This is a genomic window from Macrococcus animalis (genome assembly GCF_047425875.1).
Lineage (GTDB): Bacteria > Bacillota > Bacilli > Staphylococcales > Staphylococcaceae > Macrococcoides > Macrococcoides animalis.
Map to the genome: position 1 here is coordinate 1,013,340 of NZ_CP179727.1, position 13,248 is coordinate 1,026,587.

A 13,248-nucleotide genomic window follows, 5' to 3' on the forward strand; every position below is an offset into this window, starting at 1 on the left:
GCCTTCTTTCCTAAATCCTATTACTATAATACTTCATCAGGCACCCACCCTGTGATGCCATCTTTCATAATCAATGTATAACCTAAATAACTTTCATCAATCACTGCTACTATTTCACCAACTGTAACATCCATAAAAAAATCTGTGTAATCATCTTTCAAACGATATCCTGATTCAGTTTCTTTTATAAACTCAGTTTTTACCATAAAATCTACTCCTGATTGAACATGCTTTGCTTGTGTAAAGTACGCATCACCTTCAAGTACTTCAATTTCAAAGTGTGGGTACGTAAATGTATGTGGCTCTTGATATGCTACTTCGAAGTCTTGAATGATTTCCCGCCTCGGATAATCATCCATAAAAGTCGTTTCAATCAAGTAATCATCATCATTGTAAGTTATTATCATTGCATTCAATTGTCCGTTATATTTCACTTGGTTCCCACCATCAATATCGATAATACGAGATGATTGGTTTATTTTAATATTATTATTCATTAATCCATCTTCCACAAAGTTACACGTTGGGAAATGACCTACAACCACCATTTTTTCAGCATCATGCGTTTGTTGATAGAAAAATCGCATATTCAAGGCATTATAACGTGATGTGTTCATATAATTTTGTTGATCTAATCCTGCATGTACAAAAATAAAATCTTCTGTTTCAATCATTAACGGCAAATCACGGACAACATCATGTAAATACCCGAAGTGTTTCCGGATATCCGCCGCCATTTCACCCTGTGTCGCATAATCATCAAGTGTCTTTCCTAACTTATCTAACGCTTCATGCACAATTGTATGGCGATAAGACATGTAGTGATAAAGGTAATCTTCTTCTAATTCATCAAAAATGCAATCACAATTTCCCAAAATCATATGTACATATTCTTTCTTTAGAAGTTCAGACACATATTCAATTAGTCCAATACTGTTTGGTCCTTTATCTATGATATCACCTAGAATGATTAATCGATCGTTGTCAGTAAAATTTACTTTCTCAAGGAGTTGTTTGAATAATTCAATTGACCCATGGATATCCGACACCACAATTGTACGGCGATCTTTAAGTGATAATGTTTGATAGTTATCTTTAATCAGCATCTATAATGTCACTCACTTTCGCATCGATTAATTGCACTAAATCAGATACACCGACTTTCATTTGAATCCCAATTTGACCTGCACTTACAATCATCTTATCGAGCGATTCAACGGATTGATCAATCACGGTCGGAAATTGTTTCTTCATCCCAACGGGTGAACAACCGCCACGAATATATCCTGTAGTCTTCTCTAAGTCTTTGACCGCAAGCATTTCGAGCTTTTTCTCTCCAACGGCTTTACTGATTGCTTTAATATTTAACGTCGCATCCACTGGAATTACAGCAACGTAATGCCCATATTTCCCATTCAATACTAATGTTTTATACACTTGTTCTATCGGCTGTTTAATCTTATTCGCTACCGTAATCCCATCAACTTGATTTCCTTCAATAGAATACGTAAATGTTTCATATTCAATTTTTTGTTGATCTAGTTTTCTTAGCGCATTTGTTTTAACTTTTTTACTCATTTTGAAGCCTCCAATATTCTTGTCACTTTATAATATAACACTTTTACTGTATATTTCAGTTAGAAGGGGGTTTTAATATGACATATAAAGTTGTTGCGCTTGATGCTTTTTATCTATGCGGTTTAAAGAGAGAATTTACGACTGAAACGATGGGTGAAATCAAACCACTTTGGGATGCATTAGAAGAAGACGGGACACTTAGTAATTTGCAACAGCATAATGATATCGACGCATTAAAAGGTTATATTGGTGCATGTATCAAAACAGAACCGTCAGAGCACTTAAATTATTTATTTTCTGTAGCAACAAGCTCACCACTAGAAAACTTTGAAACGGCATATATCCCTGCAGCTGAATGGGTCGTATTTGATGCAGTTGGTCCGATTCCAACTGCGATTCAGGAAACCTTTGAATACATTTACGGTACTTGGTTTAAAGATGCACCTTTCATTCCTTTACAAACAGCTGACTTAGAATTTTACCCACTCGGTATGGAATTTGAAACTGATAACCCAAAAGTAGAAATTTGGATACCAGTAGAAAGGAAATAACCATGAACTTAGAACAACAATTATTAGAATTAAAAGATGAATATATGCGAATTCAGAATGATTTAGAGAAAGTCGAATCGACAGGTCAAACCTCTCCAAAGTTAGAAGATAAACTCGGGGAGATCGAAAAAGCGATTCAAGAAATACGCAATCAAATGTAATACGATTAAGTCACGGTAAAAAAACCGTGACTTTTTATATTCTTTTTCACTATAATTCGCTACAATGTATATATTAAATTTTTTGGAGTGACTTTATGAATAAACAAATCAAATTACTCATGGCAATTCAGTTCTTTATATATTTTGGATTTAGTATTGTAATCCCTGTAATACCAGCACTGGTCCATAGCATGAATTTAAATGCATTCCATATGGGATTATTACTTGCAAGTTACTCAATTTTTTCTTTTCTTGCTGCTCCATTTTGGGGATATTTATCTGATAAGATGGGCCGAAAAAAAATACTTTTTATTGGTCTCGTTGGGTTTACATTAAGTTTCCTTATCTTTGGATTATTCATCGATAATCTATCGATGCTATATACTGCACGTATCATAGGTGGCATCTTCTCAGGTGCTTGTTTTTCTACTACAACAAGTATGGTGAGTGATATGACGAGTGAAGAAGATCGTAACAAATACATGGGACTTATGGGAATGATGATTGGTCTTGGATTTATTTTTGGACCAGCTGTAGGTGGCTTATTATCAGGTATTAGTTATCAAGTTCCCTATTTTGTTACAAGTGCGATTCTCGTTCTTATTGCCATATTATCAATGATGACTTTAAAAGAAACATACCATGGTGACACGCAAAAAAACAAAAGCAACATCAGCCCAAAAATGATTACGCCTCAAGTAATACTCATTTTAATTTCAACATTTATTGTAATGTTTACAATGAGCGGTATGGAAAGTACGTTCCAGCTATTTGAAATCGAAAAAATAAATATTACTACGACGCAAATGGGGCTTCTATTTATGGTTGGAGGTCTAATTAACGCAGGCCTCCAAGGAGGGTATTTACGTAAAGTAAAAGATGGTAAAGAAAAACCTGTGATTATTACGGGTCAGGTTTTAACGACGATTGCTTTCTTACTATTACCCTTCTCTATGAATTTATGGTTTGCTGGACTTTGTTTAGTGTTGCTCATGGCTGGTAATGCGTTAGTAAGAACATTGTTAACAAGTCAATTAACAAAAGAAGGAAATCGTGCAAACATGGGAAAACTTACTTCCATCAGTTATAGTATGGATAGCTTAGGACGTATATTAGGCCCTCTAGCTTTTACAGGCATTTTGACGAAACAAATTGATGCACCATTTTATTTCGGTGCTATAATGACTGTAGTAGGGACCATCGTTTTAATGATGTACTTTAAGAAAGGACGTACAGTATGATTTTATTAATTGCGTTATTTACTATTATGTATCTCATCGTTAGTTACACAAGCATTTACAACTTTAAAATGAATATTTTATATATATTACGTATTATTTTAGGACTTGGATTTTGTTTCTTTGTTTATACATCAGTAATGCATATCCCAGGAAATATTAAATACTGGATTACGCTACTCGCACTTTGTTTATTTATGAATATCGAAATTTCAGCGTTTAAAAATAAATTCAATGATGTGAAAGCAAAAACAATACTGGATATCTTTTCATTAATTATTGCTTTAATGGTTGTTGTCATTGCAGCAATGTATATTTAAAAAAGGATGCTCACTTGAGCATCCTTTTTTTGTTAATATAAAACATTCGTTTCGATTATTCGATTGATAAATTCATCTAACTGCGCATCATTTACTGCAAGTGAGACACGGATATAATCATCACCTAAACTTCCGAATGGAATACCTGGTGTAGTGAGTATACTTTGTGACTTCAACAAGAAATCAACATAGGCTTCACTTTTAAACTCACTTGGTACTTTGATCCATAAGAAGATACCCCCTTGCATCGGTTCAAAAGGAATATTTGCATCTCTTAAAGCTGTCGTTACTTTATTACGACGTCCTTTAAATAAAACATTTTGTTCGTTTAAGAAAGCTTCACCAAGCTCTAATGCTGCTACAGCACCATCTTGAATGGCGCCCCACATCCCGACTTGTGTATGGTCTTGGAAATAGTTTAAGTTCTCAATAATTTCTGCATTCCCTACTGCAAATCCTACACGTACACCAGACATATTAAAGCCTTTAGATAAAGAATAGATTTCAATTGCAACGTCTTTTGCACCTGGCGACTGCAAAATACTCGGGTTCTTCGCGTCAAACCCAAATGCTGCATACGCAAAGTCATGGACAATCCTCTTATTTGTATCTTTAAAGCGCTTGATTGTAGTATCGAAGAAATCTTTTGTCGCTACTGCACCCGTTGGATTACTCGGATAATTTAAGTAAATCAGTTTCGTATTTTCAAGTTCATTTTCATCCACTTGATCAAAGTCCGGTAAATAATTGTGCTCTGGGTACAACTTTAATTCATAATGTTCGCCACGTGCAAGTTTCACACCTGCTAAATAATCTGTGTAACCAGGATTCGGCAATAATACACCCTCCCCCGGTTCAATCACGCATGTCGGTAAATGTACTAATCCACTCTTCGTACCATATAAAATACAAATCTCTTTATCTTGATCAAGCTCTACATTATAAACATCTTTGTAAAACTTTTTAATGGCTATTTTGAATGCTTCTTTTCCACGGAAAACACCGTATTTATTATTTTGTGGATTTTGAATGCCGTCAGTTAATGCTTGAAGTACTTTGTCTGGTACCGATTTATCAGGAATACCGACTGCCATATTAATCAAAGGTTTGCTTCCTACTTCAAGCTTTCTTCCCATCGTCTTTCCGAAATAGCTTTCTGGGATTGTTTCTAAAATTTTGGTGTATGCCATGTTACTACCTCCTATGGTTTATCAAATCCAACGAATGATTCATCCATTACTTTGTCAAAGTCTTTTGAAGTAATTACTTTATTTATATCTTTTGTAATCTCACTGTCTTTATTCTTTTTATCCACAACAATACGGTTACGATAATGGCCATCCATTTTTTCTAATTGTAAAGCTGAATTCAAATCAAGCTTTGATGCTAGAGCAAAGTTGCCCGGAATCGCTGATAAACCAATACTATCTTTACTACGTGGTAATTGTGCCGCTTCAACCGCAACGAATTTTAAGTTCTTCTTATTGTTAATCACATCTCGTTCTGAAATCGTAAGTTCATTCGTACCTGGTTTAACATCTAATAAATTCGCAAGCTTTAACGTCTTAAATGCACGAGCCGCGTTCACTGGATCATTTGGGATTGCAATTTCACCACCATCCGGTACTTCATCAAATGATTTATATTTACCTGAATATATCCCCATCGGTGCTGTTGGTACTTGTCCTGTTGCTGCAAGATTCGTTTTGTTTTGTGCGTTAAACTGTTCCATAAACTCAATGTGTTGATATAAGTTCGCATCTAAATCTCCTTTTGCAAGTGATTTATTCGGTTGAATGTAATCTGAATACTCAACAAGTTCTACTTGATAACCTAAATTTTCTAAGCCGGGTTTAATCGCTTTTTTCACCATATCAGCATAAGGACCACTCGTTGCCCCAATGCTTACTTTACCTTTATCTTCTGATTGTGCATTTTTCACACCTTGATTAGCTTTTTCGAACGGATTACCTTTATCTAATAAAATGCCTGATAATAATACGACGATGATTGATGAGAGAATAAAAATAACAATATTTTTCATAATTTCACTACTTCCTTTTAATTTATCGTTTATCGACGCGCTTACTAATGAAGTCGCCTGATAATTGAATCAATTGAACTAATAAGATTAAAATGATGACTGTTACAATCATCGTGACATTGTCATAACGGTAATAACCGTAACGAATCGCTAAGTCACCAATGCCGCCACCACCAATGACACCTGCTGTTGCACTATACGCTAAAATACTAATAATTGATAACGTAATCGCTTGGAAGATGCCTGACATACTTTCTGGAATTAAGACATCCATTATGATTTGTTTTAATGATGCACCAGTCGCAACACATGCTTCAATCACACCTTTATCAACTTCTTTTAATGACGTTTCGATAAGTCTTGCCAAAAGTGGCACAGCAGCAAGTGTTAATGCCACACTCGCAACATACGGGCCGTGTGATTGACCTACAATTTTAGCTGCAAACGGCAGTATCGCAACCATTAAAATAATAAAAGGGAATGATCGAATAATATTGACGATAAAGCCGACAATTGAATTCAGCAGCCCATTTGGCAACAGTAATTGATTACGCGTTAAGTATAGTAAAATACCGAGTGGTAGTCCTATAATGACTGATAACGTAATCGCAATGCTCGACATTAAAATTGTTTCTAAAAATGCTATATATAACTCTGGTAATAACGTTTGAAATGTATCACTCATATTATGCCACCCTCTCGATACCGGTAGATTTCTTAATATACTCATTAATTACTAAACGTTCTTCAATACTGCCTGTCACTTCGAACGTTAAAATTCCAATCGGTTGATTTTGAATATATTCAATACGGCCTTGAATAATTGAAATGTCACAGTTGAACTTTTTATATAAGTTATTGATAAATGCACTCTCAGCACTGTCACCAATAAACTTCACAGTAACGATTTCTTTAACACCATTGTTTAAACATTCGTATTTCTCAGGTAACTCTAAATGATATATATCATTGACGAAGTGTCGTGTTAAATCACTTTGAGGATTTGAGAATACGGTAAATACGTCAGCGTGTTCAACGATTTCACCACCATCCATTACAGCAACCTCATCACATATTTCTTTAATAACATCCATTTCATGAGTAATAACAACAACTGTAATACCCAGGTTATTATTAATGTCTTTAATCAAATTTAAAATACTTTTCGTCGTTTCTGGATCTAACGCGCTCGTTGCTTCATCACATAATAATATTTCAGGATCATTTGCTAAAGCACGCGCGATACCGACACGTTGTTTTTGTCCTCCTGACAATTCTTTCGGATAACTATCACGACGGTGAGATAATCCCACTAATTCTAGTAACTCAGTAACACGAGCATCATATTGCTTTTTCGGAAAGTTTGCTGCTTTCAAACTAAATGCAATATTTTCGGCAACTGTCTTTGATTGAATTAAATTAAACTGTTGAAAGATCATTCCTATATTCAATCGTTCTTTTTGAAGGCGTTGTTTATTTAACGTCATCATATCTACGTCATTTACTATGACTTGGCCACTCGTTGGTTTTTCAAGTAAATTTATTGTTCTGAGCAAAGTGCTTTTCCCTGCACCACTATAACCAATTAATCCAAATATCTTTCCCGTTGGAATCGTTAAATATATATCCTTTAACGCTTGTGTTGTCTTACCGTTTCTTCTGTATGTCTTATTGACATCAATAAACTGAATCGCCAAACTGATACCCTCCATAAACCCTATCCAAAGAAAAAAACGTCATTGCTTAATAGCAATGACGTTATCTATGAGTCACTTATCTATCAAGCATTAAGCTTGTTGGATTTAGCACAGTACTCTTTCGAGCCCGCTGCTGAGACTTCATAGGGCCAATTCCCTCAGTCTCTCTGGATAAGATATTTAATTTTTTAATATGGTATATATCATAGTACTCATATTCCGAATTGTCAACCAATTCTGTAATATTTATTTATTCACAATTGTTACGCGATCAGATGGCTTATTATTTTTAGTAAACTTACTTCGCATTTTCATTAATAATTCATACACGATTGGTACAACTATTAATGTTAATAAGGTAGACGATACTAAACCGCCAATTACTGTTACTGCTAGTGCTTTAGAAATTAATACTGAACCGTCTCCACCAAATAATAAAGGCATAAGTGCACCAACTGTTGCAAGTGCAGTCATCAATATTGGTCGTACGCGTGTTGTTGCTGCTTCTAAAATCGCATCGCGTGTTGATAATCCTTCCGCTTCTTTATTGATAACTCGGTCGATTAATACGATAGCATTCGTAACAACGATTCCTATTAGCATTAACATACCAATCATTGATGGCACTGATAGAGTTTCTTTGAAAGCAAGTAATCCTAAGATTACCCCAATAATTGTAAATGGTAACGAGAAGAGAATTGCAAGTGGTGCTAAACCACCTTTAAATGTTAATACTAAGATTAAATAAACGATTCCGACAGCAGCAAGCATTGCTAACCCTAGTTGAGAGAAACTTTCTCCAATGTCTTCACTTGTACCACCTACGTGTACATCAACATTGTTCGGATGTTTCATGTCGTTTACTTTTTCAGTTACTTCTTGTGTTGCTTTACCTACGTCTTTACCTTTAATCTTACCTTCAACTGAAGCAGAAATGTTACCATCTTCACGTTTAATGGTATCTGAAGTTTTAGTTTCTTCGATTTTTACGACATCACTTAACTTCACTGATTTACCTAATGGTGACGTTAATTTCGTATTCTCTAACTTTTCTTTCGTCCAGTTATCTTCTTTTTTCTTCGTTAAGATAACTTCCGTTGCTTTACCTTTCTCACCAACTTTTGTAACAACTTTATCTTCACTTCGTTGGTTTAAAGTCATCGCAACTTGTCCTGCGGTTAAACCTAAATCCGATAATTTATTATGATTCACTTTTAAAGTATATGCATCGTAACTATCAGAAAGTGACGTACTTACATTCGTTAAAGATTTGACGCCTTTTATTTCTTTTTCTAACTTTTCAACCACCGGTCTAATCGCATCTGTAGATGGCCCATTCACGGTAACAGTTACCGCATTTGTTGCTCCGCCTGTTGCAAAGTCTTGGTTTTTCCAATCACCTTCATGATTTAATTTAGCAATTTTCGCTAACACTTTATCCGCTTCATCTTCCCAGTTTGGTGTATCTTTTTTGTATTCAACCATCATCGCCATATCATTTGATGCGATTGGGTTAAATGGATTTTCTCCACCCACAGAGAATTGTGTATTCACTACGTTGGAATTTTCAGCAAGAATCTTTTGAACAGCTTCACCTTTTTTCACAACGTCTGCTTCTTTTTCACCTGGCTTTGGTTTATACGTTAGGGCTAATAACTTATCTTCACCTGTTGAGATAAATGACGTTCCTAAAAATGGTGTTAAGCATAAACTACCTACAAGGAGTAATATACTTAATGCAGATACAATCGCTTTATGTCTTAATGACCATTCCAATACTTTACGATAGAATCCTGCAATTTTGCCGACTTTCTCTTCGTCGTCATGATGGCCTTTAATACCATTCTTAAAGAATGAATGTGCAAGCATTGGTACAATTGTAATTGCGATTAACAGAGATGCAAGTAAAGCAAATACCACTGTCCAAGCGAACGGTCTAAAGATTTCTCCGATTGAACCTGACACTAAAGCAAGTGGTAAGAATACTGCAATTGTTACCATTGTTGAGCTCATAATTGGTACGAACATTTCTTTAGTCGCGCTACTAATCAGTTCAAATCCTGTTAATTTTTCGTCTTTCAACGACATACGACGGAATATGTTCTCAATAACAACAATCGAGTCATCGATTACACGTCCAATAGCTACTGTCATCGCACCTAATGTCATGATGTTTAAAGAAATATCCATTTGTTTTAAAAGTAGCATCGCCATTAAAATTGACATCGGTATCGAAACGACAGCAATTAAAGTTGAACGAATATTTCTTAAGAAAATTAAAATCATAATAATCGCAAATACAGCTCCAATTATTGCTTTCTCAGCCATTGTCTTTACTGAGTCTTCTATTGGTTTTGCTTGGTCCATCATTAAGACAGCACTCATGTCTGGATTATCTTTCTTAAATTGATTCACTTTATCTTTTACTTCATGTGCTAAAGTTACCGTATTGGCATCATCTGACTTTATGACCTGAATACTTAACGAATCTTTTCCGTTTGTTTTTGAAATCGATTCACGGCTTTGTACTGTTTTAATTTCAGCCACGTCCGATAATTTAACAGTTGGAATTTTAGCATTTTTCATCGCTTCCATCATTGCTTTTTGTGCTGCCGGATCTTGTGGCATTTGCGCTGCTTGACCCGCACTTTCCTGTGGTGAACCAGCTTGTGGTGATTGACCAGGTGCAGCTGCACTACTATCTGTCACAGGAATCTTAAGTGACTTTAATGCGTCTACATTTGTAAATTGACCGTTAACGATAATACTCTTCAAATCATTACCAAAAGTGTATAATCCAAGTGGCGCATCCATTGTTGCACCTTTAATAAATTGTAATACACTGTCTTCTGTTAATTTCTTCGCTTTTAATTTCTTCTCATCAAACTGAAGCTCTACTTGTTCAACTTCTTGACCAGAGAATGTAACGTTCGTAACACCTTCAATTCCTTCAATTTCAGGAACCAAGTCTTTTTTAATTTTTTCCGTTAAAGTCTTGATATCAGATTTGTCACTAGAAATTGAATAACTAATGATTGGGAATGTGTACATAGACATCTGAGACACTTGCTTGTCCATTGCACCTTCAGGCATTTCTATTTTATCAATTTGTTTTTCTAATTCATTTTGTGCTTCATCCATATCTGTTCCAAATTTATATTGAACAGTTACTGCTGAAGCATTTTCAAGAGATTGACTCGTTACTTTTTCTACACCAGATAAATTCTTTACCTTCTTTTCAAGTGGATCTGTAATCCCATCCAACACATCTTCAGGTGTTGCTCCTGGATAAGGAGTTGTAATCGAAATAACCGGCGTAGACATGCTCGGTAACATTTCCATCTTCATCTTCATTGCACTATATACACCAGCAGCTAAGATGATTAATGTCATCAGCCAAATTGCTAATTTATTATGCAAAGAAAAATCAATAATCTTTTTTATCAAGACTTTTCCTCCGTTCAATTATTACTTCTTAACAATAGGCAATTTTACATTAAATAACGTAATAACGCACCTAAAATACTCCAAATTCATTAAATCTTAATATATTTAATTCTCTTTATACATTTTATAAATTACTTGCGTTCCAGTTAACTGTTTTATGTCATCAGATAAAGTATCATATAATTCATATGCTAAGCTTAGACCCGGCAATTGAATATTCATCTTTTCTGCTTCTTCTAACGCAATCTTCATATCTTTTAAGAAATGGTGCGTATAAAAACCTGGTCCAAAATCTTCTTTTAACATACGTGGTGCTAAGTTAGATAATGACCAGCTACCCGCAGCTCCTTTAGCAATAGTTTCAAGAACTTTTTCTACATTAAGTCCAGCTGATTTTGCATAGTACAAGCTTTCAGCAACACCAAGCATATTGGAAGCAATCGCAATTTGATTTGCCATCTTTGTATGTTGTCCGCTTCCAGCTGAACCAAAGTACGCAACAGATGATCCTATTCGTTCAAATAATGGTTTCACTTTTTTGAAAGTAGATTCGTTGCCGCCAACCATTATGGATAACGTTGCATTTTTTGCTCCAACATCTCCTCCACTGACTGGAGCATCAAGTACTTCAATCCCTTTTGCTTGTCCTGCTTCAAATAATCGCTCAGCTAGCTCTGGACTGCTTGTCGTGCAATCTATCAAGATTTGACCTGCTCTTCCATTTGTAAGTAATCCTTCTTCTCCCAAATATGTAGCTTCAACATCAGTTGGATATCCGACAATTGTAAAAATAATATCTGCTAATTCTGCTACATATTTGGGAGAATCACACCAAACTGCTCCATTATCAATTAAACTTTGTGCTTTTTCTTTCGTCCTATTGTACACATAAAGTTCTTCATCTAAATGCATAGCCATACTACTTCCCATAACGCCTGTACCAATAAATCCAATTTTCATATAAACACTCCTTAATAATTTTATACTTTTATTAATAAATATATATTACAATATAATAAACTGGAGGTTAAAGTAATGCAAAAAGTAATGATGACTCTACTAATCGTAATGCATATCGTATTCTTCTTTAGTTACTTTATACATAGCGGTATAATCTTTTTAACAATCTATTTTTGGCTGCTATTCTGTATCGTTACATTTATGATGGGTGTGCATTTTCATTTTTCAAATGATCCGACCCTATCTAAAAATCTAACATACCGATTACTCGCAATATTTTTAACCTCTTTTAGCGTATTTAACTTTATATTTATATTATACGTTACATTCGTTAATCCGTTTCTATATATGAACACAAAACAATCAATTTTTAGTATATTTAATTAAAAGGACTGAGACAGAATGATGATTAAACTGTCTCAGTCCTTTTAATTATGCTTTATTAAATGCATTGATTGCATCCATAGCTTTAGAGATTGAATCTCTAAACCCTTTTTCTTCTAACATCTTCACACCTTGGATTGTAGAACCTCCTGGTGTCGTCACTTGGTCTTTCAATACACCTGGATGTTCTTTTGTTTGACGTACCATAGTTCCAGCTCCAATAATCATCTCACTGATCATTTGATAAGCAAGGTCACGGTTTAAGCCTTCACTAACCGCATTATCTGCCATTGCTTCAACCAACATGTAAATAAATGTTGGACTTGACCCTGTTACGGCAGGCATTAAATGCATTAGCGATTCTTCAATCCAATGCGTATAACCTAATCGGCTTAATGTTTCTTCAACTTGCTTTGCTTCTTTTTTCTCAACAAATTCGTTTTTACTCATTGCTAATACACCTGCATTGACGCCGACCGGTGTATTAGGCATTAAGCGAATAATTTTTGGATGCTCATCAAATTCATCATCAATCTCTTGAATTGATAATCCTCCTACGATTGAAATAAGAATATGATTTTCACATAAATGTTTTGCAATTTTTGATATTACTTCACGATAATTTTTAGGTGTAATTCCTAAAACAATCGCATCATATCTAGCGAGTTCACTCATCTTAGCGAGAGGTGTAATATTGTGTTTAACACTAAAATTATGAAGTTTGTCTTTGTTGCGCATCCAAATCCCTAAATCCACTCTCGTTAGTCCACTACGGTTAAACCCTCTAACCATTTCTGTCACCATCTTACCGCCACCGATAAATGCAATTCTCAACAGATGTCACCTCTTATATTTATTGTTTTACCAA

The 13,248-nt window shown here is 34.9% G+C and carries 14 protein-coding genes and 1 riboswitch; of the genes, 5 read left to right on the forward strand and 9 right to left on the reverse strand.

All coding sequences use genetic code 11. The features are described from left to right. Nucleotides 1–23: 23 nt before the first annotated feature. On the reverse strand, nucleotides 24–1,106 hold the full coding sequence (locus ACMGE9_RS05350; protein WP_414044207.1) for a metallophosphoesterase: 1,083 nt from the start codon (nucleotides 1,104–1,106) through the stop codon (nucleotides 24–26). Further along, entirely contained in the window at nucleotides 1,096–1,578 is a 483-nt protein-coding gene (gene ybaK, locus ACMGE9_RS05355; RefSeq protein ID WP_414044208.1) for a Cys-tRNA(Pro) deacylase, read from the reverse strand. Before ybaK ends, ACMGE9_RS05350 begins: the two co-directional genes overlap by 11 nt. Before the next feature lie 77 nt (nucleotides 1,579–1,655). Here ybaK and ACMGE9_RS05360 point away from each other — a divergent pair, with 77 nt between their 5' ends. The 4 genes from ACMGE9_RS05360 to mspA all read left to right on the forward strand — a co-directional run bounded on the left by ACMGE9_RS05360 (nucleotide 1,656) and on the right by mspA (nucleotide 3,848). Further along, nucleotides 1,656–2,129: a GyrI-like domain-containing protein gene (locus tag ACMGE9_RS05360; protein ID WP_414044209.1), complete on the forward strand. Its 474-nt coding sequence runs from the start codon at nucleotides 1,656–1,658 to the stop codon at nucleotides 2,127–2,129. Between the two features lie 2 nt (nucleotides 2,130–2,131). Then, the gene (locus ACMGE9_RS05365) at nucleotides 2,132–2,290 is read left to right on the forward strand and encodes an SE1832 family protein (RefSeq protein ID WP_414044210.1); all 159 of its coding nucleotides are present in this window, start codon (nucleotides 2,132–2,134) and stop codon (nucleotides 2,288–2,290) included. A 95-nt stretch (nucleotides 2,291–2,385) separates the two neighbouring features. Then, nucleotides 2,386–3,531: an MFS transporter gene (locus ACMGE9_RS05370; protein ID WP_414044211.1), complete on the forward strand. Its 1,146-nt coding sequence runs from the start codon at nucleotides 2,386–2,388 to the stop codon at nucleotides 3,529–3,531. Then, the gene (gene mspA / locus ACMGE9_RS05375; protein WP_414044212.1) at nucleotides 3,528–3,848 is read left to right on the forward strand and encodes a membrane stabilizing protein MspA; all 321 of its coding nucleotides are present in this window, start codon (nucleotides 3,528–3,530) and stop codon (nucleotides 3,846–3,848) included. Before ACMGE9_RS05370 ends, mspA begins: the two co-directional genes overlap by 4 nt. A gap of 32 nt (nucleotides 3,849–3,880) precedes the next feature. On the opposite strand, the gene ACMGE9_RS05380 is transcribed toward mspA, so the two are convergent. The 6 genes from ACMGE9_RS05380 to ACMGE9_RS05405 form a co-directional block, all read right to left on the reverse strand. Beyond that, entirely contained in the window at nucleotides 3,881–5,038 is a 1,158-nt protein-coding gene (locus ACMGE9_RS05380) for an aminotransferase class I/II-fold pyridoxal phosphate-dependent enzyme (protein ID WP_414044213.1), read from the reverse strand. Between the two features lie 11 nt (nucleotides 5,039–5,049). Further along, entirely contained in the window at nucleotides 5,050–5,892 is an 843-nt protein-coding gene (locus tag ACMGE9_RS05385) for a MetQ/NlpA family ABC transporter substrate-binding protein (RefSeq protein WP_414044214.1), read from the reverse strand. Nucleotides 5,893–5,914: 22 nt separating this feature from the next. Beyond that, nucleotides 5,915–6,577, reverse strand: coding sequence for a methionine ABC transporter permease (locus ACMGE9_RS05390; RefSeq protein ID WP_414044215.1), 663 nt, complete (start codon nucleotides 6,575–6,577; stop codon nucleotides 5,915–5,917). Nucleotide 6,578: 1 nt separating this feature from the next. Continuing rightward, the gene (locus ACMGE9_RS05395) at nucleotides 6,579–7,589 is read right to left on the reverse strand and encodes a methionine ABC transporter ATP-binding protein (protein WP_414044216.1); all 1,011 of its coding nucleotides are present in this window, start codon (nucleotides 7,587–7,589) and stop codon (nucleotides 6,579–6,581) included. A gap of 73 nt (nucleotides 7,590–7,662) precedes the next feature. Next, nucleotides 7,663–7,767: riboswitch (SAM riboswitch) on the reverse strand. A gap of 68 nt (nucleotides 7,768–7,835) precedes the next feature. Then, on the reverse strand, nucleotides 7,836–11,036 hold the full coding sequence (locus ACMGE9_RS05400) for an efflux RND transporter permease subunit (protein WP_414044217.1): 3,201 nt from the start codon (nucleotides 11,034–11,036) through the stop codon (nucleotides 7,836–7,838). A 105-nt stretch (nucleotides 11,037–11,141) separates the two neighbouring features. Beyond that, a complete protein-coding gene (locus ACMGE9_RS05405; protein ID WP_414044218.1) occupies nucleotides 11,142–11,996 on the reverse strand; it encodes an NAD(P)-dependent oxidoreductase in 855 nt (284 codons plus the stop codon). 75 nt (nucleotides 11,997–12,071) lie between these two features. Between ACMGE9_RS05405 and ACMGE9_RS05410 the strand changes: the two genes are divergently transcribed. Continuing rightward, nucleotides 12,072–12,383: a hypothetical protein gene (locus ACMGE9_RS05410; RefSeq protein WP_414044219.1), complete on the forward strand. Its 312-nt coding sequence runs from the start codon at nucleotides 12,072–12,074 to the stop codon at nucleotides 12,381–12,383. A gap of 45 nt (nucleotides 12,384–12,428) precedes the next feature. Here the strand turns inward: ACMGE9_RS05410 and proC are convergent, their stop codons facing one another. Next, a complete protein-coding gene (proC, locus tag ACMGE9_RS05415; protein WP_414044220.1) occupies nucleotides 12,429–13,214 on the reverse strand; it encodes a pyrroline-5-carboxylate reductase in 786 nt (261 codons plus the stop codon). Between the last annotated feature and the right edge of the window lie 34 nt (nucleotides 13,215–13,248).